We start from the raw sequence: 23,144 nt of genomic DNA on the forward strand, positions 1-23,144 counted from the left end.
TCTCGCCCTCGTTGGCAGTCGAAGCAAGCCGGCATGGCCGGGAACAGCTCCAGTCGGCTCGCTCTCTGCTCAATAACCGTGCCCGATGTCCTGCGATGGATAGACTGACGGGGTGAAGCAGGAATCCAAGGCCGTCAGAATCGATGCCTGGTTATGGTCGATTCGAATCTATAAGACCCGCTCGGCGGCAACGACAGCCTGCCGCGCCGGCCACGTGCGCCTAAACGACAAACCCGCCAAGGCCGCACAGATTGTCGTTCCGGGAGACACCATCCGGGTCAGGCAATCCGGATTCGACAGGATCCTCGAAGTGACCGCCGTAATATCCAAGAGGGTGGGTGCCGACATCGCCTCCCGCTGCTATCTCGACCACACCCCGGTCCGGCCCAAGGAAGTCATCCCCCAGGTTCCCGTCAGGGACAGGGGCGCCGGCCGGCCGACGAAAAAGGACCGACGCGAGATGGAACGGCTTCGAGACCACTTCCATTAGCGCCAGGGATACGATGGCAGATGGTAGCCGGTTGCGCCAGACGCATCCGAAATGACTCACGAGGAGAAGCATGGCCCGGAACACAAGCTGGAACGAACTATCAGTCGTGGCACGATGGCGAATCGCCGTTATGGGAATTGCCCAGCTGGCTCTCCAATTCGTAGCCCTGCGCGACCTGGTCAAACGCCCTGCGTTGGAAGTCAACGGTCCAAAGAGCGCCTGGGCCGCAGCTACGTTCATTAACTTCCTTGGGCCCCTTGCATACCTTGCCTTCGGACGCGCAAAGAAAAAGTAGCCCCGCTCATTCTTTATTTGAGAATGCTGTAGGTCGACACCATCGGATGGCTGGACGCGGGCGCGTCGGCCAAGATTTTGCTGGCCGATGGTGGGCGACGCTTCCCACCTTTTGGGGCGAAGCGTCTACTGCCAGTGCATCTTCCAGCCGATGGAAAGTGTTCAGAGGAACATCCCGTTCGCGTCTCCACGCTTGACGCCATGTAAGGGGCCGGGTCCTCGACTGGGCCGCACGAGTCATAATCCATTCACCGTATGGTTATCACGAACAGGCACGTCGCCCGGGGATCCAGCGTCCTGAAACTCCCATCGATGGGTCATCTAAGCTGGACACTCGGCCATAATTCACTCTGTTTCCGTAACTTGTACTCTTTTGTGCGCTTCATTCGCCAACCGGCTATTCAACATGGCTAATATGGGAATGAAATACAGCGAAAAATATAGTTTTTGGGCACTGGTCGTTGGTTCTGCGTTTGATTTATTGTGCGCTATTGCTATATTTTCAGATTCCTTCAGGAGCCCTCCAATGCAGCCTCGCATACGAGTCCATTTAGCAGACGGTGATTACTTTCTTCGGCTTGGACTCGAAAGCCTCTTGGCATCAAGCCCCGATGTTGAGCTCGAGGCAGTCACCGGAACTGGCGACGAAGCCATCGAAGCCGCCCTGGACCAGCGACCCGATCTAGTTCTCATGGAAACCACTATTAGAGATGTCTCCAGCCCGGAGGCCACCAAGCGGATATTGGCGGGTGCCCCGGCAACCAGGGTTGTCATGCTTTCGGCGGTTCACGACATAGAAACCATGACCCGAGCGCATTCAGCGGGTGCCTGCAGCTATCTGGCCAAGAATGCCGTCTCGACGGATCTCGGAGTAGCGCTTCGGATGATCCACTCGGGAAACATGATCTTTTCCAAGCCAGCCGATGGAGATCAGTTCCCACCTCACTCCACAAGCAAGTACGACTTCAAGTCTCAGCTCCTGCGTCAAGCGAGCCCGCGGGATCGACGCTTGCTGCATTCCCTGACGCAAGGTTACACAAATGCCCAGATAGCCTCACTTCTTCACGTCAGTGAAGGGACCGTGAAGGCCCAACTTGCGAAAATCATGGAACCGCTCGACATCAGCAACCGTGTTCAACTCGCGGTGCTTGTCGTCCAGGCCGGACTTCTCGATGACGTCCGGCCGACCGCACCCCTCAGTGCCGGCCCCTTGCGCTATGCAACACCCAGAGCTTGATTCCCGGGTCCGCTGTCAGTAGCCCAGGAAGGGATCATAGGAATTGATCAGCTTCTCACCGCTCAGATAAAGGCGCAGATTTTTGGTGAAGAGTTCCACCAGGCGTGCGTTCTCGGCGTCCACATTTGCGGCCGTATGTGGCGACAGTATGAGATTCGGCGCATCCCACAAGGGATGGTCTGCCGGCAGGGGTTCAGGATCCGTCACGTCAAGTACGGCTCCACCAAGGCGACCTGCGTTCAAGGACTCGACTACAGATTCCTGGTCGAGTACCGGACCTCGTGCCAGGTTCACGAGCAGGGCACCCACCTTCATGGAGGAAATTCGCTGCCGGTTGAAGAGGCCTCTGGTTTCCTCGGTCAGCGGGCACGCCAAGACCACGATGTCGTACTCCCCCAGATCGCAATCCTGCAAGGCGACGGACCTTTCGAAAGGCTGGCCAAGGACTCTGGTGCCGCGAATCGTTCCATCGCACCTGACTCCCATGAAGCTCAGGGTCCTTGCCACTTCGCTACCGATGCTGCCCGCGCCAACGATCAAGGCTTTTTGGCCATAGAGTGTGTTCGACGCCCCCGTCGCCCACCGTTGCTGATCTTTTTGGGATCCCAAGCGCGGTAGTTCTCGAACGAAGTACAGCAACCCGGCCAGTGCGAATTCAGCCAGTGGCTTGGCGTGGACACCCGCTGCAGTGGTAATCCGAACCTGGTTCTCGGTGTGCCCCAGTGCCTTGGCCCGCACTCCAACACCTGCCTGCGTGGCCTGGATCCACTCGAGGTTCGGGCTGTGCTCCCGCCAGGCCTTTGGCTGCCACCAGTCAAAGTCAAACATGATGGTGGCGTCCGCCAAGTGAGTTCGCCATTCGGCGATTTGGCTCTCGCGCAGATCGCGTTGCCTTCCCCGGTGGTCGGCGCCGAACTGTGGGACCGGCAGCAGTTCGGCTCGGTAGACGACGTCGATCTCGGGCAGATCGGCGATCAGTTTGTCGACCAATTCCTTCTGGAGATACGAGCAGATCAATACCTGTGGACGCATGAAATTCCTTGACCTCTTTCAACGGGTGACGACCGGGATTCGAACTCCATTAGTAGGCGTTACCGTAACTGGCGTCACCAAAACGACACGACAGTGACTCCCTGCCCATTCGAACAGGCTATCGGTGCCCATTGGATAAAGTGAGCGCATGACTACACACGTGGGCGATCAACAGGGGCCCGGCGAGGCCCCTGTTCCTCGGCACCACCAATTAATCGTCTCGCTCTTCGGCCTGTATGCACGCCAACACGGCGGCGCCCTGGCCGTGGCCACCATCATCTCCCTGATGCAAGACATCGGCGTCGAATCCACGGGGACCAGGTCGTCGATATCCCGTCTGAAGAAGCGCGGCGTCATTGACAGTATTCAGGTCAACGGCCGCAACGGATATGCATTGGCGCCGTCGGTCATCGAAACGTTTGTTGAGGGCGATGAACGAATTTTCCACCCGCGTCGGGCCAAGGCAGATGACCAATGGCTTCTGGCTACGTTCACGGTGCCCGAATCCCAACGCAACATCCGGCACAAGATCCGTTCATCCCTGGTGCGGATGGGCTTTGGTTCGGTCACTCCAGGTCTATGGATTGCCCCGGGGCACCTACGCGACTCGGTGCTCGCCTACTTTGATACCCGTGGATTGAACGAATACCTCGAATTCTTCATGGCTGATCATATTGGCGACGCCGACCTGCGTAAGAACATCGGGACGTGGTGGGACTTGCCGGCGCTTGACGCCCTGTATTCCGATTTTCTGGATCGCAATCGTGGGCTATTGAGCGCCTGGGCCCGGCGAAGCAAGTCGGGCAGCAATCCTGAATCCGACGCCCTCGCCTTTGCGGACTACCTGGTGCTGATCACCCAATGGCGGCGTCTGCCCTACCTCGATCCCGGGCTGCCCATCAAATTCCTGCCGGAGAACTGGAATGCGTTGGAGGCCGAGCATCTTTTTCAGGAACTCCACGCACTGTTGTCGCCCTGCGCCCAGCGCCATGCCGACCGCGCCATTGACAACAACGCGGCGGCCCGCTGACGGACGATCCCGGCCCAAGAAAAAGCCGTGCCGCGCGACCTTCCCCTTTCCCAGGGATTCGGTTGCACGGCACGGCATCCTTATTTAATACAGACGGTAGTCACGTCCTGAGGGAAACTAGGCGCGATCCTGGATCACTGCCACGCCCTGGATTTCAATGAGGGCTTCCTTCTGCCAAAGCCGGCTGACGCCAATGCCGGCCATGGCCGGATATTTGCTGCCAGCCATTTCGCGCCAAAGCCGGCCAATCTCCCTGCCATTGGCCATGTAGTCATCTACGTCGGTGAGGTAAATGGTCACGGAGACCAAGTCCTCGGGATGGCCGCCGGCCTCGGCCAGGGTCGCCAGGACATTCGAGAACGCTTGCTTGAACTGATCGACGATGTTGCCCGGAACGATCTTCATGTCCTTGTCCAGGGCTGTCTGCCCGCCCAGATAAACGGTCGTGCCCGCGAGCACGCCGTGCGCGAATCCAGAAGGCTTGCCCAGGGAATCCGGATTGATGGTGAGGTTCTGGAAGAGGGTGGTTTCGGTCATCGTGCTCTCCTAAGTATTCTCTTGGCGATTGCGGCTGTTCCGCTCTGGCGCCGGACTGGTGACGCGTGTTACATTGAGGATACGTGACGGCGGTCAAAAAGTCGACACACATGGATTTGATGAGTAGCAAGGGACCGAGGAATGAAACTCGCAACAATTCGACACGCTGGAAGCACCACCGCTGCCCTGGTGGTGGGCGACGCTTATCAGCCACTACCCGCAGGCAATCTCAGCGATCTCTTGGGCATGCCCGCGTGGAAGCAAATTGTCAGTGAGGCCGCTTCGGAACATCCCGGTCTCGCCGTCGTCCCGGCATCCGACGTCGAGGTGCTCAACCCCGTGCCAACACCCGCCAAGGTCATCTGCTGCGGCTTGAATTACTCGGATCACATCCTAGAGATGGGTCGCGACCTTCCGGCATATCCCACGCTCTTCGCAAAATTTGCTGATACGCTCACCGATCCCGACGCCCAGATCGTTGCCGACGAATCCGTGGACCTCGATTGGGAAGCCGAGCTCGCGGTAGTGGTTGGAACCACCCTGCAGAACGCCGGCGAGGACGAGGCGGCCGCAGCCATCGCCGGCTACACCGTGGCCAACGACATCTCCATGCGTGATTGGCAGCGCCGGACCCTCCAGTGGTTCCAGGGCAAGGCCTTCGACCGCACCACGCCGCTGGGTCCGGTCATGGTCACAGCCGATGAGATCAATCCAGAGGCCGGGCTCGAGGTCATTTGCACGCTCAACGGCACCGAAGTCCAACGCGGCAATACCAAGACGCTGGTTTTCTCCGCTGCCAAGCTCCTGGCCTATATCTCCACCTTCACCATCCTGCGGCCCGGAGATGTCGTCCTCACCGGTACCCCCGGCGGTGTCGGCATGGGCATGACCCCTCCGCTCTTCCTGAAGGACGGGGATGAACTGATCACCGAGATCCCCGGCATCGGGACCCTGAGGAACATCGTCCGGACCCGCGTCACTGCCGCCCTCTAGACCGCGCCCACCAACAATCCCACCATCCAGGAAAGCCAAGGAGAACAGCTCATGAGCAACACCACCCCCACGATCTACCGCACCGAAGGCGACAACACCGTCTACGCCAACGCCGATGGCGTCGTGGTCCCCGTGGTCACCCGCAAGGGCGAGGAAGACACCAACACCGCGCAATCCGGCGACTGCATCCGCGTTTCCGGGGTCAGCATCCAGCACACACCGGCCACCAAGATCTGGTTCGGCCAGGTCTCCAACACCCCCGGCTACCGCTCCCTGCCCCACCACCACGGCGAGGCCGAGACCGGTGGATACGTGCTCAGGGGTCATGGGCGGATCTACTTTGGCGAGAACTACGAGCAGTTCCTGGACATGACCGCCGGGGACTGGGTCTTTGTCCCGCCGTTCATGCCTCACGTCGAAGCGAACATGTCGATCACCGAGGACCTGGTCTGGCTGACCGCGCGCACCCCGGAAAACATCGTCGTGAACCTCGAGGATGTCGCCGACGAAAGCCTGGAAGGATACCGCCGGGCATGAGCTCACAAATCTTCCTCGATGCCATCGACATGACCTCCTGCGAGGCCGAGTTCTTTGACCAGGCCTACACCGCCATCCCCCAATATGTTCCGTGGCCCAAGGCCTACGGCGGGGACATGGTGGCCCAAGCGGCCACGGCCATGATGCGGTCGGTGGGCCAGGACAGGGAACTGCATTCAATGCACTCCTACTTCCTGCGTCCCGTGGACATGCACGTGCCCGTCCGCTACGAAGTCGAGCTCATGCGTGACGGCCGCGGCTACTCCACCCGACAGGTGCGTGGATTCCAGAACGGCAAGGCGGTCTACACCGCACTCGGCTCCTTCCACGTCCCGGAGACCGGACCCGAGCAGTCCTCCACGGCCCCCGCGGAATACCTTGACCTTGATCCCGAAACCCTGGCCAGCGCCGCGACGGTGCTCGCCGAGGCCGAGGGCCCGGTCGCGGAATACTGGTCGGCCGGCCGCTCCTTCGACATGCGCCACGTCCCGGGCGCCCTGTACCTCGAGGTGGACGGGGCACCGGCCGCCCACCAGGCTGTCTGGGTCAAGGCCTTCACCGAGCTCCCCGACGATGCCATCACCCAGCGTGCGGCACTGGCCTATGTTTGCGACTACACCATCCTGGAGCCGCTGCTGCGGACCCAAAACCTGTCCTGGAGCACCGAGGGACTTGTCACCGCGAGCCTTGACCACTCCATGTGGTTCCACCGCCCCGGGCGCGTGGACGACTGGGTGCTTTACGTCCAGGAAGCCATCTCCAGCCAAAACAACCGCGGCCTGGCGCTGGGCCGCTTCTACACCCGTGACGGCCAGCTTCTGGCCACCGTTGCCCAGGAGGGCATGATCCGCGGACCCCGCGGCTAAGGCACCACCGCACACCCCCCCCATTGAAAATCGACTCCTGGAAAGAGACGGCAAGTTCATGGAATTATCGCTTTCGGCCCATCACGACACGTTCACACGTGACCACCTGCCGCCGCAGGAATTATGGCCCACCCTTGAATTCACACTGCCAGAGCTGCAATACCCCGATCGTCTCAACGCGGCCACGGTCCTGATCGATGACGCCGTCGCGGCCTTTGGGCCCGACCGTCCGGCGCTGCTGGCACCGGACGGGTCGCGGCAGAGCTACGGCGAGCTGCTGACCCGGGCCAACCAGGTCGCCCAGGTCCTCACCGAGGACTTCGGGATCGTCCCGGGAAACCGGGTCATGCTGCGGGCACCGAACAACGCGTGGCTCGTGGCCTGCTGGCTCGGCGTGTTGAAGGCCGGCGCCGTGGTGGTCACCACCATGCCCGCCCTGCGCGCCCCGGAAATCGGCAAGCTCGCGACCCTGACCAGGCCCTCGCTGATGCTCTGCGACCACCGATTCCTGGACGACGCCCGTGAGGCCGCCGGCTCGGCCTACCCGGTCGTCGCGGTCGGCTCCGCCGATGCCCTGGACCTGGTAGCCCGCACCGGTTCCAAGTCCGGTGAATTCACCAACGTGGAAACCGCTGCCGACGACGTGGCGCTGCTGGGCCCGACCTCCGGGACCACCGGCGTCCCGAAGATCACCATGCACTTCCACCGGGACATCCTGGCCAACGCGGACACCTTCGCCCGGCACATCCTGGCACCAATCCCAGACGACGTCTTTGCCGGATCCCCTCCGCTGGCCTTCACCTTCGGCCTGGGCGGACTGGTGGTGTTCCCGCTGCGCTTTGGCGCCAGCACCCTACTCACCGAGCGCACCACCCCGGTGGAGTTGGCGCAGTATTCCCACGACGCCGGTGCCACGATCCTGTTCACCGCACCCACCGCCTACCGCGCCATCCTCAAGGAGGGCAAGGCGGACCTGCTGCGCCCACTGCGCCTGGCCATCTCCGCCGGTGAACACCTTCCGGCGGCAACCTGGCAGCAGGTCCACGATGCCACGGGCCTGTCGCTGATTGACGGAATAGGCTCCACCGAATTGCTGCACGTCTTCATCTCCGCAGCCGGCGACGACATCCGCCCGGGCGCCACCGGAATCCCGGTCCCCGGCTACCGCGCCACCATCCTTGATCCGGAAGGCAACGAACTGGGACCCGACGAGTCCGGACGGCTGGCAGTGATCGGCCCCACCGGCTGCCGGTACCTCGACGACGAGCGCCAGCACGCCTATGTCTCCAACGGCTGGAACGTCACGGGAGACACCTTCGTGCGGGACGCCGACGGCTACTTTACGTACCAGGCGCGCAGCGACAACATGATCATCTCCTCCGGCTACAACATCGGCGGCCCCGAGGTCGAGGAAGCCATCATGCAGCACGACGATGTGCTGGAAACGGCGGTGGTGGCCCGGCCCGACGAGCAACGCGGCTCGGTGGTTTGCGCCTTCGTGGTCCTCGTCGAGGGCGTCGCGGGTTCCGAGGCGAAAGCCAAGGAGATCCAGGACTTCGTCAAGTCAGTCATCTCCCCCTACAAGTACCCGCGCGACATCCGGTTTGTCGATGAGCTTCCGCGGAACCCCAGCGGCAAGCTCCAACATTTCAAGCTGCGCGAAGCCCTTTCCGAGTCCCACGCATCCTAGCTTTCCCCCCCTCCCACCCAACTTAGGCAGCAACGCTCGGCCCCCACCGGCCGCACCGTGTCACAGAAAAGGATCCACCATGAAAATCGCAGTTGTTGGCGGCGGCCCAGGCGGCCTGTACTTTGCGGCCCTGATGAAGCAGCTGGACCCCGCGCACGAGGTAACGCTCTGGGAGCGCAACGCAGCCTCGGACACCTTCGGCTTCGGCGTGGTGTTCTCGGATGAGACGCTCGGCGGCATTGGCAATGCGGACACCGTCATTGCCGACTACATGTCCCGCCGCTTCGCCCGCTGGTCCGACATCGACATCCACTTCCGCGGCGAGATGCACACCGTCGGCGGCCAGGGCTTTGCGGCCATGAGCCGCAAGGAACTGCTCGAGCTGCTGCAGCGCCGCTGCATCGAACTCGGCGTCGACGTGCGCTTCTCCACGATGGCCCCGGACGTCGAAGAGCTTTCGGCAAACTACGACCTGGTGTTGGCGGCCGACGGCCTGAACTCGGCGATCCGCACCCGCTTCGCAGATTCCTTCAAGCCGTCACTGGATCCACGCACCTCCAAGTACATGTGGCTGGGCACCAACCAGGTCTTCGAGGCCTTCAAGTTCTTCGTCAAGGAAACCGACGCGGGAACCATGCAGATCCACGGTTACCCGTACTCGGACGAGGGCTCCACCTTCATCGTGGAAATGCACGAGGATGTCTGGCGGGCGGCCGGCTTCGACGAGACCCAGGACGAGGTCTTCGCCCCCGGCGTCAGCGACGAAAAGGCAGTGGCCAAGGTCAAGGAGATCTTCGCCGAGGAACTGGCCGGCTACGACGTGCTGACCAACAACTCGAAGTGGATCAACTTCACCACCGTGCGCAACGAAAACTGGCGCCACGAGAACATCGTGCTGCTGGGCGATGCCGCCCACACCGCGCACTTCTCCATCGGCTCGGGCACCAAGCTGGCCATGGAGGATTCCCTGGCCCTGGCCGCCTGCCTGCACGAGCACCCCTCCGTCCAGGACGCGCTGGAAGCGTACGAGACCGAGCGCCGCCCGGTGGTGGCTTCCACCCAGCGTGCCGCCCAGGCCTCGCTGGAGTGGTTCGAGAACATCGGGCAGTACAAGGACCAGGATCCGGTGCAGTTCTGCTTCAACCTGCTCACCCGCTCCCGCCGCATCACCTACGACAACCTGAAGCTGCGCGACACCGAGTTCGCCGCCCGCGTCGATGAGGACTTTGCCCGCCTGGCTGGCTCCAAGGAGATCGCCCCGGCGATGTTCCAGCCGTACCGAATCGGCGAACTGGAACTGGTGAATCGCGTCGTCGTCTCCCCCATGGACATGTACTCGGCCACCGACGGAGTGCCGGGCGACTTCCACTTGGTGCACCTGGGTTCCAAGGCCATGGGCGGGGCCGGGCTGGTCATGACCGAGATGGTCTGCGTCTCGGACATCGGGCGCATCACTCCCGGTTGCACCGGGCTGTACAACGACGAACAGGGCGCCGCGTGGAAGCGCGTCACCGACTACGTGCACGGCAATTCCAACGCCAAGATCGGCGCGCAGATCGGCCACTCCGGCCGCAAGGGTTCCACCAGGCTCATGTGGGAAGGCATCGACGAGCCGCTGGAAACCGGCAACTGGGAGGTGCTGGCCCCCAGCGCCATCCCCTACGGCGAGGGCTGCCACGTCCCGGTGGAAATGGACCGGAGCATGATGGACGAGGTCCGCGACCAGTTCGTGGCCGCCGCCCGCCGCGCGGATGAAGCTGGCTTCGACCTGTTGGAACTGCACGCAGCCCACGGCTACCTGCTCTCCTCCTTCCTGTCCCCGCTGTCCAACAAGCGCACCGACGAATACGGCGGATCGCTGGAGAACCGCCTGCGCTACCCGCTCGAGGTGCTCGACGCGGTGCGCGAGGCGTGGCCTACGCACAAGCCGATCGGCGTGCGCATCTCGGCCACCGACTGGACCGAGGGCGGGAACACCGAGGACGACGCACTGGCCATCGCCCAGGCGTTCATCGACCACGGGGTCAAGTCGATTGATGTGTCCTCCGGACAGATCATCAAGGCGGAAAAGCCGGCCTTCGGGCGCAGCTACCAGACGCCGTTTGCCGACAAGATCCGCAACCAGGTGGCAGCCGCAGCCGGCGTTGCCGTCATCGCGGTCGGTGCGATCTCCTCCTACGACGACGTGAACTCGATCCTGCTGGCGGGACGCGCCGACCTGGTGGCTCTGGGTCGCACGCACCTGTACAACCCGCAATGGACGCTGCAGGCCGCCGCCGAGCAGGAGTATGTTGGCGACGGTGCCACCTGGCCACTGCCGTTCAAGGCCGGGCGCCGCAAGCCGCCCAGTGCACGCACCGACGCTGTCCGTCCGCGCCTGTCGCTGCTGCGCGAGGACGTTCAGGATGAGGGCACGGTGCACCTGCGCTGGACCCCGGCCAACAACAAGGCAACGGAGAACCTGGTGCCCAGCGCCTAGCTTCGGAAGCAGAGCGGGAGTGGTTCGATTCGCGACAAGCGGGTCGGGCCGCTCCTTCTCTGCGTTGTCCCCTTGGAGGGCATGCGGAGTTGTCGTCCGTGCACCGCGGGATCCGGTGTGGAGCTTGGGTCGTCATGGATGGACCCGGGCGGGGCCGCTCGAAGGCAAGAAAGTCCCGGTGGGGAGCCTTATCCCCCGCCGGGACTTCGCCAGTGCCGTCCGAGGTCCCGGGTTCAGTGCCCCTTGAAAGCCTCGGCTAGCCACCAGGAACCTGAGTCCGAGGCGATCTTCGCATCGATGACCAGCGGCTTTGTCGGGTTCGAGGCCACCCACTGACCCACCGCATCCAGGTCGGCGAGCGTCCGCACGGTGATCCCATCGGCCCCGAAACCACGCCCGATCGCCGCAAAGTCCGTGTCGGGGAATTGCACCGAGCTCATGTCGGCTTCCGGGTCCTCGAGCGCGAAGTGATGGACCTCGGCCCCGTAGGCGGCGTCGTTGTAGACGATGCACACCAACGGCATGTTCAGCCGCACCGCGGTATCCAGCTCCGCGATGGCCATGTGGAAGCCGCCGTCCCCTGTTCCCAGCACCGGGATCCGTCCCGGCTGCGCCAGCCCGGCGCCGATGGCCGTGTACAGGCCCAGCCCGATGGACTGGAAGGCCTGGGTGAAGCAGAAGCCGAACTCGTCGGGCACCGAGAGGAACTGGCTGGGGTAGCCCATGAAGTTCCCCGAATCCACGCTGACGATCCGCTCGGCCGGGAGAATCCCGTCCAGCGCCATGGTCAGCGTGCGCGGGTCTATGTACTGCCCGTCGGAGAGGTCCTCGAAGTCGACCTGTTGCCAGTGGATGGATTCGTCGATCCGCGCTTTCACGGACGCGCTCCGATAGCCCTCGCGCGCCTGGACGTTTCCGGCGACAAGTGCGTCGAGCACATCGGCTGCACACTGCGCCGAGTCCCCCACCACACCTAAGCCGATGGGGCGGTTGGCGCCTAGGGCCTGTTCCTCAAGGTCGACCTGGACAACCTTGGTTTCCGTGCCGATCAGGTGCCCGTGGCGCATCGTCCACATGTTCAAGGCACAGCCGAACCCAACGATGAGATCGGCGCCGGTGATCAGCTCGGCTGCCAGCGGGGAGGAGAAGCCACCGGAGATGCCGAGGTTGAAGTCGTCCCGGTTGAACAGGCCCTTGGCCACCGCGGAGGTGGCCACCAGCGCGCCCGTGTGCTTCGCCAGGGCCAGGATCTCGTCCCTGGCTCCGCGCCCGCCACGGCCCGCAACGAACACCGGGCGCTGCGCATCGGCCAGCAGGCCGGCCAGTGCTTGAACCGAGGCACGGGATGGCCTGATGGGTTCGGCCGGGACAACGGCTGCCGGTGCCGCGGCCTGCTCCCCGGTGACTTCCTGCGCCTGCACGTTCAGCGGCAGGTTCAGTACCACGGTGCGGCGGTCGTTGACCGCGCGTCGGTAGGCGCGGACGGTGTCGGCCACGGCGCTGGTTGCCGAATGCACGCGCTCGGGCACCGCATGGACGGAAGCGGCAAAGCCGTCCTGGTCCATGGCGAAGTTCGAGTAGACGGCGGAGGGTGCGGCCTCGGCGGCCAGCACGATCATCGGGGTGCGGGACTTGGCCGCCTCGCCGATGCCGGTGGCGGCGTTGGTCAGCCCGCAGCCCTGGTGGACCGAGAGCAGGGAGACCTTGCCGCTGGTGCGCGAATAGGCATCGGCCATGGTGGCGGCCCCTCCCTCGTGCCGGGCGGCGGTGAACGGCACGCCGTGCTCCATGAGGGCGTTGGTGATGGTGAAGTTTCCCGAGCCCACCACTCCGAAGCAGTGGCCAACGCCCAGCTCGGCCAGGGTCTTGCCTACCAGTTGTGCAACGTTCATGCCGGGTTTCCTCCCACCATGGCCAGCACGCGCGCCGGTGATCCCGTGCCTCCCACTATGCGCAGCGGGGCCACCACGACCATCGCGCCGAAGGTGGGCAGCTTGGCCAGGTTTTTCAGCGAGGTGATCCCGTACTTGTCTGCACCCAGCAGGAAATGGTGCATCGGGAACGGAGGGGTGAGTGCCCCGGCGTTGCCGGCGTCGATGCCCACGGTTTCCACCCCGACACCGGAGATCTCCGGTTTCCCGGCGATCCATGTGGCGCACTCGGCGGTGAAGCCCGGGGTGTGCGATCCTTCGTCATCAAGGTTCAGGAACGCCAGCTTGTCATGTCCGTACTGGTCCCATCCGGTGCGGAAGAGCAGCCACGAGTTCGCGGGGAAGGCGCCGTGTTCCTCCTGCCAGGCAACCAGGTGCTCCACGTCGACCAGAAAGTCGGGGTCCGCCGCGGCCTCGGCGCTGAAGTCGAGCACGACCGCCGGGCCGATGAGGCGGGCGGGGTCCAGTTGGGAAACATCCTTGCCGTCCTTGCCGGTGACCCAGTGGATCGGCGCATCGATGTGCGTGCCGATGTGTTCGCCGGTGTGGATGTTGTGGTGCTTCCAGAACGGACCCGGCTCGTTGTATGCGGAGACCTGCTCGATGCTGAAATCAATCAGGTTCGAGAATGGTTCCGGCAACACCAGGCTAGGGGTTTCGGCCGACAGCGGCGCGGTCAGGTCGTGGATTTCAATGGCACCGGCGGCCAAGGACGCCAGGACTGCATGAACAGGACTCATCGGAACTCCAGTGCTGAGGGGTGGACGGCGAACTGACGCCCGTAAGGATCGCCATATAGCCTGTATGACGATCGTCACACACAGACCTTGGCCAACATATCAGTCAACCCGGTCCCGGAAGAACCCCTTCTCACATTGCGGATCACCCGCGGGCCAAACGCCTGGTGGCGCAGCCAGGCACCGCTTTACCGCACCGTCGATGGCGCTGGGACTTCTCCAGACCCCCGGCGGGACAGGGAGGTGGCGATGGTGCCAACGCACCGATTCGAAGGAAAAAGGCAGGAAGCCGTGGCTGCCTCGCCCATGAACCAATCGGCAAAATCCGGCGGGTGGTCGAAACCGTTGGCGAAGCGGTTGGCCATCGCCGCATATTCCCGGGCGGCACCGAGCATCTGTCACCTGGACCCCTGGCGCTACCTGTGAAGCGCCAGGCGTATCGACTCGGGCCAGGGCGCTGACTTCTCGGAGCCTTCGGGCACGCAGACCGTGACAAAGCGGCCCTCCGCGGCCAGCACGGTTTCACGCATCTCGTGTGGATGTCCCCAGACCTTGAAGGCAAAGCGCATGGATGCGGTGCCGACATGTTCGATAACGATTGCCGTGCTCACCGCCTGCCCGAAGTAGAGTTTTGCGCGGTAGTCGATCTCATGGCGGACCCGGGGCGCAATGGCAAAGTACGAGGTGGCTCCCAGTTCCCGGAACAGCTTGGCCTCCGCGGCTTCGACCATCCGCATGATCACGGAGTTGTGTTGGTGCCCCGCAGCGTCGGTGTCGACCCATTCGATGGTGCGGAGCAGCGAGGTTCCGGCCACGGCGCCGGTGAGGAACCCACCCAGCAGTGCGTCGACCGAGGCTTCGCCGGACTGTTGCATTTGAATCGAATCCTTGACCATCGAAAAACAATCTCCATCCAACTATTGTTACGTGCGTCACTTTAACGACATAATACTAGGGATCACCGCACCACCCAAGCCTCTTTCCCATCCAACCAAGGAGAACAACGTGGCGTCTTCACCCACGGTTTCGGACTGGAACATTCCCAAACGGACCACCGGCATTGTGCTTTTCGCCTGCTGGCTGGCCATTCTGGCCGAAGGCTACGACGTCGGTGTCCTCGGTGCGGTGTTGCCGGCGCTTGCCGAATACAAGGCATGGTCGCTCTCCCCGATGGAGCTCGGCGGCCTGGGCGCCTACGCGCTTGCCGGCATGCTCTTCGGCGCCTTGTTCATCGGGACGTTGAGCGACATCATTGGGCGTCGCAAGATGCTGATGCTCGCCATGGTCATCTTCACCATCACCCAGGCCGGTGCCGCGATGGCCCCGACCCCGGAGATCTTCGGCCTCTTCAGGTTCCTCGGCGGCCTGGGCATGGGCGGCATCATCCCCGTCGCCGCAGCGCTGACCATTGAATACTCGGCTCCCAAGAAGCGCTCGCTGAACTACGGAATCATGTATTCCGGCTACTCGCTGGGCATCGTTGCCGCCGCACTGGTGGCAATGAACCTGCTTCCCGTGCTGGGCTGGCGCTGGGTCGTCGCTGTCGGCGCTCTGCCTATCCTCCTCCTGCCGCTGATTGCCTGGATGCTCCCGGAATCCCTCGAATACCTGGTCTCCAAGGGCAAGATCTCCGAGGCCAAGGCGTTGGCGGCCAAACTCAACGTGCGCGACTACAAGCCTGTGGCCCCGGCCAGGCCAGGAGCCAAGGTTCCGTGGCGCGAGGTCATGGGCGCGATGTTCTCCGGGAAGTACCTGCGCTCCACGGTCTTCTTCTGGATCTCATTATTCTGCGGCATGGTGCTGGTCTACGGACTGAACACGTGGCTTCCGCAAATCATGCGCAAGGCCGGCTATGACCTGGGCACCTCGCTGACGTTCCTGCTGGTCTTCTCCCTGGCCTCCGCCGCCGGCGGCCTGGCCCTTGGCGCCATGGCCGACAAGTTCGGCCAGAAGCCCATCCTGGTGATCTTCTTCCTGCTCGGCGCGGGCGGCATCCTGTTGCTGATGTTCCCGAACACCATGTTCATCAACCTGTGCTTCGTTGCCTTCGCGGGCATCGGCTCGATCTCCACCTCCCTGGTGCTCACCGGTTACATCGCCGACTACTACCCCGCGGCCCAGCGCGGCACGGCTACCGGCTGGGCGTTGTCCTTCGCCCGGCTCGGCGCCATCTCCGGGCCGATCATCGGCGGCTGGATCGCCTCCACCGGCATGAACTTCCAGTTCAACTTCGTCTTCTTCGCCATCGTCGGCGTGGTTGCGGCACTGTCCGTGGCAATGATCCCGCCGCGCGTCACCGACACGTCCGTCCCGGCGCGCAGTGCCGAACGCGAATCGGTTCTCGACTAGACATCGCTGCCAGAGCAGAGGCGCGGTCCCGTCAAGGGGACCGCGCCTCTTTTTGCGTGGCGCACCCGCGTGGTTAGCGGCGCCCGGAGACCTTGTCCGCCAACAACGCCAGCGGCGACGTGGTCTCCCGGCCGCCGGCTTCCTGCCGGTCCGCTCGGTGGTACATCGCGTACATCGCCTGGACCCCGATCCAGCGAAGCGGTTCCGGTTCCCAGCGCCGCACCGTGCGGTTGACCCACGGCATGGAAATGGCCTTGGTGTCCCGTCCCATGACCAGGTCGGCGAGGGTGCTTCCGGCGAGGTTGGTCGCCGTCACCCCGGTGCCCACATATCCCCCGGCGAAGCCGAGTCCCGTGGCCGGATCGTAGTTGACCGTGGCTTTCCAGTCGCGCGGCACCCCCAGCACCCCGGACCAGGCATGCTCGATCCGAGCGCCCTCGGCAGCGGGAAACATCGAATGCAGGATGCCCGTCAACGCCTTGATGGTCTTGGGTTGCGTGGCCCCGTCCATGTCAGTACGCGAGCCAAAACGGTAGGGCACCCCGCGACCGCCGATGGCGATGCGACCGTCGTGCGTGCGCTGCAGGTACACGTAGGCATGGGCGAAATCCTCGAGGGTCTCGCAGCCCTCCCAACCGATCCCTGCCCACGCTGCCGCATCCAGCGGCTCGGTGACGATCATGGAGGAGTTCATTGGCAGCCAGTCGCGGTGCGCCGAGGCCAGATTCGCGGTGAAACCCTCGGTGGCCCGCAGCACGTGGGCGGCACGCACGGTCCCGCGTTCAGTCACGGCGGTTGCCGGTGTCCCCCGCCCTCCGGCCCGGATCTCGGTCACCAGCGTGTTTTCATGGATCACCACGCCGAGGCGTTGAACCGCCTGCGCCAACCCCTGCACCAACCTGGCCGGGTGGATGCGTGCGCAATGCGGGATGTGGATGCCGCCCAACGCCCCGGCGACGCGGACCCGCGCGTTGGTTTCATCGGCCGACAGCCGCACCGCGTCGTCCTCCGGCCACGTGGCCTGTTCGGCAGCCAGTGCCTCGAGCCGGGTCAGCTGGGCGGTGTTGCGGGCCACCAGCAGCTCGCCGCCCTTGACGATGTGCGCCTCGATGCCTTCGGCCGCAGCCACGGACATGACCTCGTCGACGGTGTCGTTGAGCATCCGTTGGAAGTCGCCCACCAGGGCCCGGCCGTGGCTCCTGACGTACCCGGCACGGCCGCCGGTGATCGTGTTGGCCAGCCACCCGCCGTTGCGCCCGGAGGCACCGAACCCGGCAAAGCGCGCCTCCAGCACGGCAATGCGCAGGGAGGGATCGGCCTTGGCCAGGTAGTAGGCGGTCCACAGCCCCGTGTACCCGGCACCGACGATTGCCACATCGACGTCCAAGTCCCCGGCGAGCGCCGGGCGCGGGGCGGGCAGCCCGTCGGCGGCATACCAAAACGACACGTTTCCGTTGGTGGTCATCTGCTCTCCTGGTTCCTTCCGGCGCACCGGGGCACCGGCGGCGGTGATTGGCGTGGGCTAGCTCAGTTCGAGCACCGGGACATCTGCCTCGAAGCCGAAGACCGCGGCATAGAAGCCCAGCGAGGTTTCCAGCGCCGTGGCGATGTTTTCCGCCCGGCGGAAGCCGTGCTGCTCGCCCTTGAACAGCACGTAGGCGTGCGGGATGCCGTTGGCCGCCAGCGCGTCGGCGACCACCTGCGACTGGGCCGGCGGCACCACCTTGTCCTGGTCGCCCTGCAGCAACAGCACCGGACAGCTGATTTCGTCCACGTGGTTGATCGGCGCGCGTTGGGCATAGAGCTCGGCCGCTTCCGGGTACGGCCCGACCAACGAGTCCATGTAACGCGACTCGAAGTCGTGGGTGTCCTGCACCAAGCCCACCAGGTCCGAGACCCCGTACCGGGAGATCCCGGCGGAGAAGGTCTTGGTGGTGGTCAGCGCGCTGAGTACTGTCCAGCCGCCGGCGGACCCGCCCTCGATGGCCAGGCGCTTGGGATCGGCCATGCCCGCCGCCACCAGGCCCTCGAGCACCGCGACGGTGTCCTGCACGTCGACCACTCCCCATTGGCCGCGCAGGCGCTCGCGGTAGGCCCGCCCGAATCCGGTGGAGCCGCCGTAGTTCACGTCAACCACCCCGATGCCGCGGGAGGTGTAGTAGGCGATGGACAGCGAGAGCTGGGCAAAGGCCTGGGCGGTGGGCCCGCCGTGGACGAAGGCCACATAGGGCGGCAGTTCCCCCTCGGGACCTGCGAGGTTGCCCAGCTTCGGCTCATACACATGTGCGTAGACGCGAGAGCCGTCGGCCGTGCGGAACTCCATGGCCTCGGCGCCGGGCAGCGCCTCGGGATCGGGCAGCGCCTTCAGGGCCAGGGAGATGTTTTCGGTAGCCAGGGTGTCGAGGTCGATGAGCCGCAGCCCGTCCCCTTCCACCAGCGAGGTGGCGGTGGCCAGCAACCGTTGTCCGCTCAGCGCCGAGGGCGAGATGCGGGTGAAGGGAAGCACCAGCTGGCTAAGCTTCCCGCTGGACACATCCAGTGTGGCCAAGGAGGTGCCGTGGGTCCCGTGGGTAACCAGCAGCGTGTGCGCGTCGATGACCTTGTACCAGGTCTGTCCCACGGCCCACAGGGGTCCGGCGAATTCCTCGGGGCGCTCGCACAGGGCCCGCTGGGTTCCGGTGGCCAGGTCGTGCAGGTAGGGGTTCCACCAGCCGCTGCGGTCCGAGACGAAGACCAGCTTGTCCTCGCCGAGCCATTCGGGCTGCAGCACCGATTCCGTGGTGGACCCCGCCAGCACGGTGTCGTTGACCGCGGCCACGGATTCCAGGTCGGCCACGTGCAGCTCGGTGCCGTCCCACGGCATCTGCGGGTGTTCCCAGGAGATCCAGCTGATCCGGGTTGCCGAGGGGTTCAGCCGCGGAGCGGCCACGAAGCGCGAGGAGGGGGTGACTTCCCCCAGCGCGCCGGGGTCCTCGGCAGCCGATCCGTCCAGCGGGATCGAGGCAATGTAGCGGCGAAGTTCGGTGCGGTGGTCCTCGCAGATGGCCAGCACCTGCCCCGGGGTCGGGCCGGGAATGATCTCGGCGAAGCGCAATTGCGGATCCCCGTCCTCCCCGGCGCTGGCGGGGGTCAAAGGCGCCGGTCTTCCGCCGCCGGCGTCCACCGCGTACAGGCGCTGGTCGACGAAATTCACGAACACCAGCCGGTGTCCCGCTCCCGCCTCGATGGCGGCCCAGGCCGCTCCGCCGTACTCGTTGACGCGGCTGCGGACGCTGAAGGGGGCGGCGAGTAGTTCGCGCGTCGCCCCGGCGGAATCGGAATGGCGGGCCAACACCGTCAGCCGTCCGCCCTCGGCCGGGCGGGCCTCGAGCCACCAAAGCTCGTCCCCCACAAATGCCCCGCCGCCCACCGGGGTGGTGCCGGCGGCGACATGTTCGGCGGTGATGGGCGAGGGCCAGGAGCCATAGGGCAAATGCGTATCCATGAGGCGATCCTAGCCGTCCGGAACTTCCGGATGAACACCCGCCGCCCCGGCCCGCCGATGTTCACATGCCGCAGGCCGGAGCGGGGAATGCCAATACGGCACACCGGGTGGTTCCCTAAGAAAGTGTTAGGACTGCGCAAATAAGTACGGATGTGCGAACGATCACCTATACCTTGGTGTGTGACAAGACACTCGCACGGGACTTGGCCCACATGGTCCGGCAAGGATGCACCCCCATACACGGGGCCACTCCCCCCGTGCCACCGGCGGGCACCTTCCGCCGCAAGGAGTCTTGCGGGTAGTGTGCCGGCCCGCAAGGACACGAAGGATCGTGCCGGATGTGCCGCCTCGCTGGCTGCGCTGCAGGCACAGACGGCAACCACAAGGATTAGGAATCACGGGCTCATGCCAACAGAAGAAAACCTGCCCCTTATCAAGGGGGCGCACGCCGACCGCATCGACGATGACGGCGGCAAGCCGGCCAAATGGAAGATCGTCGGGCCCGGCCTTGTCGTTGCCGCCACCGGTGTCGGTGCAGCCGACATGGTTGCCACCCTGGTCGCCGGTTCCCGCTATGGCTACGCCCTGATGTGGGCAGTGATCGTCGGCGTCATCCTGAAGATCATCCTGGTCGAAGGCGCCGGGCGCTTCACCCTGGCCACCGGCAAGACGATCTTCGAGGGCTGGAAGTCCCTGGGCAAGTGGACCACCTGGTACTTCGGCCCGTACATCATCATCTGGGGCTTCGTCTACGGCGCCACCGCGATGAGCTCCGCGGCCATGCCGCTGGCCGCTTTGATGCCCGCCGTGGACCTGAAGATCTGGGCGGTCCTGATGGGCCTGGCCGGTTTCGCCATGGTCTGGTTCGGCCGCTACGAGATCTTCGAAAAGATCACCGCGGTGCTGGTGGGCATCATGTTCGTCACCGTCGTCGGCCTGGCCGTCATCGCCGTGCCGAACATCCCCGAGATGTTCTCCGGGCTCATCCCCATGATCCCCGAAGGCGGCCTGGTCTACACCCTGGCACTGGCCGGCGGCGTGGGCGGCACCATCACCCTGGCGGCCTACGGCTATTGGCTGCGTGAAAAGGGCTGGTACACGCCCAAGTGGATGAAGGTCATGCGGATCGACAACTCCATGGCGTACGTCATCACCGGCATCTTCGTGATTGCCATGCTCATTGTCGGCGCCGAGGTCGTGCGCGCTGCAGGTGTTTCGTTGTCCGCCGGCGACGCCGGCCTGCTGGACCTGACCACCGTGCTGAACGAGAAATACGGAACCGTGGTGGGCACCGGGTTCCTCGTGGGCTTCTGGGCAGCATCCTTCTCCTCGATCATCGGTGTGTGGAACGGCGTTTCGCTGATGTTCGCCGACTTCTGGGGAAACATGCGCGGCAAGGAATCCGGACACCCGGACACCCGCGTGGGCGGCAAGTACTTCAAGTTCTACGTCCTGTGGCTCACCTTCCCTCCGATGGTCCTGTTCCTGCTGGACCAGCCGATCGGCCTGATCCTGGCCTACGGCGTGCTTGGCTCGCTGTTCATGCCGTTCCTGGCCATCACGCTGCTCGGCCTGCTCAACGGCAAGCGGATCCCCAAGGTCTGGGCCAACAAGCTGCACACCAACATCCTGCTGGGCATCACCGCCCTGCTCTTCATTTCCCTCGGTGTCCAGCAGCTCTTCAAGGCAATCTCGCCGCTGGTGGGCGGCTAGCACCGCCACGCACCAATCCCCACGGGGCCCTGCCCGCTTTGCGGGTAGGGCCCCGTGGTGCGTCGGGGATCGAATGGACACCGTCGGTGCGTACGGAGCAGACTGGGCCTCATGAGTCTCTATACGATCTTCCTGCGCGGGGTGAACGTCGGCGGCGTGAAGGTCCTCATGAAGGACCTCGTCGCATTGCTGCAGGATGCCGGGTTCACGCAGGTCCGCACGTTGCTGGCCAGCGGCAACGTGGTGCTGGCCAGCGAGGAGACCGATCCGGCGCGCATCAAGGCAGGCATTGAACAAGCCCTGCGGGAGCGCTATGGCCGGGACATCCCGGTGATCGTCCAGGACGTGGAACAGCTTGAGCGAATCGTGACCGGGTTTCCCTTTGAATCGCCCGACGACGGGATCCAGCGCCACGAATACCTGGTGCTCACTGGCAGCCAAAAGGATGCTGCCGCGATTCTGGCCGGCGCCCCGGAACCCGCGTCCGCCGAGCGTGTGGCGAGGCTGGGCCACGCCATCTGCTGGGAGGTGCCGCGTGGGGAAAGCCTGAAGACACCGCTGGCAAAGCACTTCGCCAAGGTCGCCTCCGGGACGCTGGTGACGACCCGGAACATGAACACCATCCGGAAGATCCACCTGGCGATGACGTCACCGAAACCGTAATCCATTCCCTCTCCGTGTTGTAATGAATCCTGAGCGCCCTGCCGCAACCGGGCCCCGAAGACAGAGGATGAGAACCGGTGACAATGCCCTTGATGTTCGACCTTTTGGGTGTCTTCTTCTTTGGCGTCTCCGGATCCCTGTTGGCTGCCCGGCGCGGCTTCGACATCGTCGGGTCGTTGCTGCTGGCGGGCCTGACGGGAATCGGCGGCGGCATCGTTCGCGACGTGATCCTGGGCGAGGTCCCCACTGCGTTCGCCAATCCCTATTACTTCGTCCCGCCGACACTTGCCGCCTTGCTGGTCTATTTCGTGGCCCCCGGCGTGCAGCGGCTGAAGCGGCCGCTGCTGGTCTTTGACGCCGCGGGCCTGGCGCTGTTCTGCACCTCAGGCACGGTCAAGGCGCTGGAGCTCGGGATGAACCCCTTTGCCGCTGCCCTGCTGGGAGTCACGACCGCAGTGGGCGGCGGCCTGCTGCGTGACGTGGTGGCCAACCAGACCCCGGCGATCTTCGACCCGCGCGACATGTATGCGGTTCCGGCCATGATGGGTGCCGGGCTCATCGCTGCCCTCTGGGTGGCGGGCTTCTCGGGGTGGGTGTGGGAGCTTGGCGTGGCGGCCATCGTCTTTACGCTCCGCGTGCTCTCATTGAAGTTGCGCTGGCACGTCCCCAAGGCAGTCGGACCGTGGCACCGCGAGGCCGAACTCAACTAGGGCGTGTCTCCCAATCGTGTTTTCTCGAGGGCGGCGCTCCAGATGACCACCCCGTGGAGCACCACGGCCAAGCGGTAGGTCAGGGCGAGCTTGTCATAGCGCGTCGCCATGCCGCGCCATTGCTTCAGGGCGTTGAAGCTACGTTAGACGACGTTGCGGCGTTTGTAGGCCTCCTTATCGTAGGTGACCGGCCGTCCTCCGGCGGAGCCCTTGCGCTTCCAGTTGGCCTTCTGGTCGACCTTTTCCGGGATCACGCATTGGATGCCGCGGTCCCGCAGGTATTTGCGGATGGCTTTGGAGGAGTAGGCCTTGTCGGCCATCGCCCGGTCGGGCCGGGTCCTGGCCGCTCCGGACCCGGCCTTCTCCACCTTC

20 protein-coding genes and 1 pseudogene are annotated in these 23,144 nt (G+C 64.4%); 13 read left to right on the forward strand and 8 right to left on the reverse strand.

The window, feature by feature from the left end; genetic code table 11:
• The first annotated feature begins 112 nt into the window (after window positions 1-112).
• The 3 genes from OIU93_RS10825 (at window position 113) to OIU93_RS10835 (ending at window position 2,021) form a co-directional block, all read left to right on the forward strand.
• Entirely contained in the window at window positions 113-490 is a 378-nt protein-coding gene (locus tag OIU93_RS10825) for an RNA-binding S4 domain-containing protein (RefSeq protein WP_264270082.1), read from the forward strand.
• Window positions 491-620: 130 nt separating this feature from the next.
• Window positions 621-785, forward strand: a complete 165-nt coding sequence (locus OIU93_RS10830; RefSeq protein ID WP_264270083.1) for a PLDc N-terminal domain-containing protein — start codon at window positions 621-623, stop codon at window positions 783-785.
• A gap of 420 nt (window positions 786-1,205) precedes the next feature.
• Window positions 1,206-2,021 (forward strand): LuxR C-terminal-related transcriptional regulator, encoded by an 816-nt coding sequence (locus OIU93_RS10835; RefSeq protein ID WP_264270084.1) that lies wholly within the window; start codon window positions 1,206-1,208, stop codon window positions 2,019-2,021.
• Window positions 2,022-2,036: 15 nt separating this feature from the next.
• On the opposite strand, the gene OIU93_RS10840 is transcribed toward OIU93_RS10835, so the two are convergent.
• Window positions 2,037-3,053, reverse strand: a complete 1,017-nt coding sequence (locus OIU93_RS10840) for a D-2-hydroxyacid dehydrogenase (protein WP_264270085.1) — start codon at window positions 3,051-3,053, stop codon at window positions 2,037-2,039.
• 148 nt (window positions 3,054-3,201) lie between these two features.
• On the opposite strand from OIU93_RS10840, the gene OIU93_RS10845 reads away from it, so the two are divergent.
• The gene (locus tag OIU93_RS10845; RefSeq protein ID WP_264270086.1) at window positions 3,202-4,083 is read left to right on the forward strand and encodes a PaaX family transcriptional regulator C-terminal domain-containing protein; all 882 of its coding nucleotides are present in this window, start codon (window positions 3,202-3,204) and stop codon (window positions 4,081-4,083) included.
• A gap of 117 nt (window positions 4,084-4,200) precedes the next feature.
• Here the strand turns inward: OIU93_RS10845 and OIU93_RS10850 are convergent, their stop codons facing one another.
• Window positions 4,201-4,620 (reverse strand): RidA family protein, encoded by a 420-nt coding sequence (locus OIU93_RS10850; RefSeq protein ID WP_264270087.1) that lies wholly within the window; start codon window positions 4,618-4,620, stop codon window positions 4,201-4,203.
• A 141-nt stretch (window positions 4,621-4,761) separates the two neighbouring features.
• Between OIU93_RS10850 and OIU93_RS10855 the strand changes: the two genes are divergently transcribed.
• From OIU93_RS10855 to OIU93_RS10875, 5 genes are all read left to right on the forward strand, one after another.
• On the forward strand, window positions 4,762-5,613 hold the full coding sequence (locus OIU93_RS10855) for a fumarylacetoacetate hydrolase family protein (protein ID WP_264270088.1): 852 nt from the start codon (window positions 4,762-4,764) through the stop codon (window positions 5,611-5,613).
• A 51-nt stretch (window positions 5,614-5,664) separates the two neighbouring features.
• On the forward strand, window positions 5,665-6,150 hold the full coding sequence (locus tag OIU93_RS10860) for a cupin domain-containing protein (RefSeq protein ID WP_264270089.1): 486 nt from the start codon (window positions 5,665-5,667) through the stop codon (window positions 6,148-6,150).
• Window positions 6,147-7,016 carry an acyl-CoA thioesterase II gene (locus tag OIU93_RS10865; RefSeq protein ID WP_264270090.1) on the forward strand — a complete coding sequence of 290 codons (870 nt, stop codon included), beginning with the start codon at window positions 6,147-6,149 and terminating at the stop codon, window positions 7,014-7,016. The genes OIU93_RS10860 and OIU93_RS10865 overlap by 4 nt, the downstream gene beginning before the upstream one ends.
• Window positions 7,017-7,074: 58 nt before the next feature.
• On the forward strand, window positions 7,075-8,706 hold the full coding sequence (locus OIU93_RS10870; RefSeq protein WP_264270091.1) for an AMP-binding protein: 1,632 nt from the start codon (window positions 7,075-7,077) through the stop codon (window positions 8,704-8,706).
• A 79-nt stretch (window positions 8,707-8,785) separates the two neighbouring features.
• A complete protein-coding gene (locus OIU93_RS10875; protein WP_264270092.1) occupies window positions 8,786-11,185 on the forward strand; it encodes a bifunctional salicylyl-CoA 5-hydroxylase/oxidoreductase in 2,400 nt (799 codons plus the stop codon).
• 233 nt (window positions 11,186-11,418) lie between these two features.
• On the opposite strand, the gene OIU93_RS10880 is transcribed toward OIU93_RS10875, so the two are convergent.
• From OIU93_RS10880 to OIU93_RS10890, 3 genes are all read right to left on the reverse strand, one after another.
• The gene (locus OIU93_RS10880) at window positions 11,419-13,077 is read right to left on the reverse strand and encodes a thiamine pyrophosphate-binding protein (protein WP_264270093.1); all 1,659 of its coding nucleotides are present in this window, start codon (window positions 13,075-13,077) and stop codon (window positions 11,419-11,421) included.
• Window positions 13,074-13,856 carry a cyclase family protein gene (locus OIU93_RS10885; protein ID WP_264270094.1) on the reverse strand — a complete coding sequence of 261 codons (783 nt, stop codon included), beginning with the start codon at window positions 13,854-13,856 and terminating at the stop codon, window positions 13,074-13,076. Before OIU93_RS10885 ends, OIU93_RS10880 begins: the two co-directional genes overlap by 4 nt.
• Before the next feature lie 413 nt (window positions 13,857-14,269).
• Window positions 14,270-14,728 carry a thioesterase family protein gene (locus OIU93_RS10890; RefSeq protein ID WP_264270095.1) on the reverse strand — a complete coding sequence of 153 codons (459 nt, stop codon included), beginning with the start codon at window positions 14,726-14,728 and terminating at the stop codon, window positions 14,270-14,272.
• 130 nt (window positions 14,729-14,858) lie between these two features.
• Here OIU93_RS10890 and OIU93_RS10895 point away from each other — a divergent pair, with 130 nt between their 5' ends.
• The gene (locus tag OIU93_RS10895) at window positions 14,859-16,202 is read left to right on the forward strand and encodes an MFS transporter (RefSeq protein WP_264270096.1); all 1,344 of its coding nucleotides are present in this window, start codon (window positions 14,859-14,861) and stop codon (window positions 16,200-16,202) included.
• 73 nt (window positions 16,203-16,275) lie between these two features.
• On the opposite strand, the gene OIU93_RS10900 is transcribed toward OIU93_RS10895, so the two are convergent.
• A complete protein-coding gene (locus tag OIU93_RS10900) occupies window positions 16,276-17,667 on the reverse strand; it encodes an FAD-binding oxidoreductase (protein ID WP_264270097.1) in 1,392 nt (463 codons plus the stop codon).
• Window positions 17,668-17,724: 57 nt separating this feature from the next.
• Entirely contained in the window at window positions 17,725-19,686 is a 1,962-nt protein-coding gene (locus tag OIU93_RS10905) for a prolyl oligopeptidase family serine peptidase (RefSeq protein WP_264270098.1), read from the reverse strand.
• 405 nt (window positions 19,687-20,091) lie between these two features.
• On the opposite strand from OIU93_RS10905, the gene OIU93_RS10910 reads away from it, so the two are divergent.
• The 3 genes from OIU93_RS10910 (at window position 20,092) to OIU93_RS10920 (ending at window position 22,772) form a co-directional block, all read left to right on the forward strand.
• Complete coding sequence (locus tag OIU93_RS10910; protein WP_264270099.1) at window positions 20,092-21,399, forward strand: Nramp family divalent metal transporter; 1,308 nt, start codon at window positions 20,092-20,094, stop codon at window positions 21,397-21,399.
• A gap of 111 nt (window positions 21,400-21,510) precedes the next feature.
• Window positions 21,511-22,062: a DUF1697 domain-containing protein gene (locus OIU93_RS10915; RefSeq protein ID WP_264270100.1), complete on the forward strand. Its 552-nt coding sequence runs from the start codon at window positions 21,511-21,513 to the stop codon at window positions 22,060-22,062.
• 83 nt (window positions 22,063-22,145) lie between these two features.
• A complete protein-coding gene (locus OIU93_RS10920; protein WP_264270109.1) occupies window positions 22,146-22,772 on the forward strand; it encodes a trimeric intracellular cation channel family protein in 627 nt (208 codons plus the stop codon).
• Window positions 22,773-22,915: 143 nt separating this feature from the next.
• Here the strand turns inward: OIU93_RS10920 and OIU93_RS10925 are convergent.
• A pseudogene (locus OIU93_RS10925) lies at window positions 22,916-23,144 on the reverse strand (IS5/IS1182 family transposase); the annotation flags it as partial.

It is taken from the genome of Paeniglutamicibacter sp. ZC-3, from assembly GCF_025847175.2.
In the GTDB taxonomy this organism is placed as follows: Bacteria; Actinomycetota; Actinomycetes; order Actinomycetales; family Micrococcaceae; genus Paeniglutamicibacter; species Paeniglutamicibacter sulfureus.

Bases quoted from the DNA above. Each gene is read 5' to 3' on its own strand.
- OIU93_RS10910 (WP_264270099.1), top strand. From the start codon at position 20,092: ATGCCAACAGAAGAAAACCTGCCCCTTATCAAGGGGGCGCACGCCGAC.
- OIU93_RS10880 (WP_264270093.1), bottom strand. From the start codon at position 13,077: ATGAACGTTGCACAACTGGTAGGCAAGACCCTGGCCGAGCTGGGCGTT.
- OIU93_RS10905 (WP_264270098.1), bottom strand. From the start codon at position 19,686: ATGGATACGCATTTGCCCTATGGCTCCTGGCCCTCGCCCATCACCGCC.
- OIU93_RS10860 (WP_264270089.1), top strand. From the start codon at position 5,665: ATGAGCAACACCACCCCCACGATCTACCGCACCGAAGGCGACAACACC.
- OIU93_RS10885 (WP_264270094.1), bottom strand. From the start codon at position 13,856: ATGAGTCCTGTTCATGCAGTCCTGGCGTCCTTGGCCGCCGGTGCCATT.
- OIU93_RS10920 (WP_264270109.1), top strand. From the start codon at position 22,146: ATGCCCTTGATGTTCGACCTTTTGGGTGTCTTCTTCTTTGGCGTCTCC.
- OIU93_RS10835 (WP_264270084.1), top strand. From the start codon at position 1,206: ATGAAATACAGCGAAAAATATAGTTTTTGGGCACTGGTCGTTGGTTCT.
- OIU93_RS10830 (WP_264270083.1), top strand. From the start codon at position 621: ATGGGAATTGCCCAGCTGGCTCTCCAATTCGTAGCCCTGCGCGACCTG.
- OIU93_RS10890 (WP_264270095.1), bottom strand. From the start codon at position 14,728: ATGCAACAGTCCGGCGAAGCCTCGGTCGACGCACTGCTGGGTGGGTTC.
- OIU93_RS10845 (WP_264270086.1), top strand. From the start codon at position 3,202: ATGACTACACACGTGGGCGATCAACAGGGGCCCGGCGAGGCCCCTGTT.
- OIU93_RS10870 (WP_264270091.1), top strand. From the start codon at position 7,075: ATGGAATTATCGCTTTCGGCCCATCACGACACGTTCACACGTGACCAC.
- OIU93_RS10865 (WP_264270090.1), top strand. From the start codon at position 6,147: ATGAGCTCACAAATCTTCCTCGATGCCATCGACATGACCTCCTGCGAG.
- OIU93_RS10850 (WP_264270087.1), bottom strand. From the start codon at position 4,620: ATGACCGAAACCACCCTCTTCCAGAACCTCACCATCAATCCGGATTCC.
- OIU93_RS10875 (WP_264270092.1), top strand. From the start codon at position 8,786: ATGAAAATCGCAGTTGTTGGCGGCGGCCCAGGCGGCCTGTACTTTGCG.
- OIU93_RS10840 (WP_264270085.1), bottom strand. From the start codon at position 3,053: ATGCGTCCACAGGTATTGATCTGCTCGTATCTCCAGAAGGAATTGGTC.
- OIU93_RS10855 (WP_264270088.1), top strand. From the start codon at position 4,762: ATGAAACTCGCAACAATTCGACACGCTGGAAGCACCACCGCTGCCCTG.
- OIU93_RS10915 (WP_264270100.1), top strand. From the start codon at position 21,511: ATGAGTCTCTATACGATCTTCCTGCGCGGGGTGAACGTCGGCGGCGTG.
- OIU93_RS10900 (WP_264270097.1), bottom strand. From the start codon at position 17,667: ATGACCACCAACGGAAACGTGTCGTTTTGGTATGCCGCCGACGGGCTG.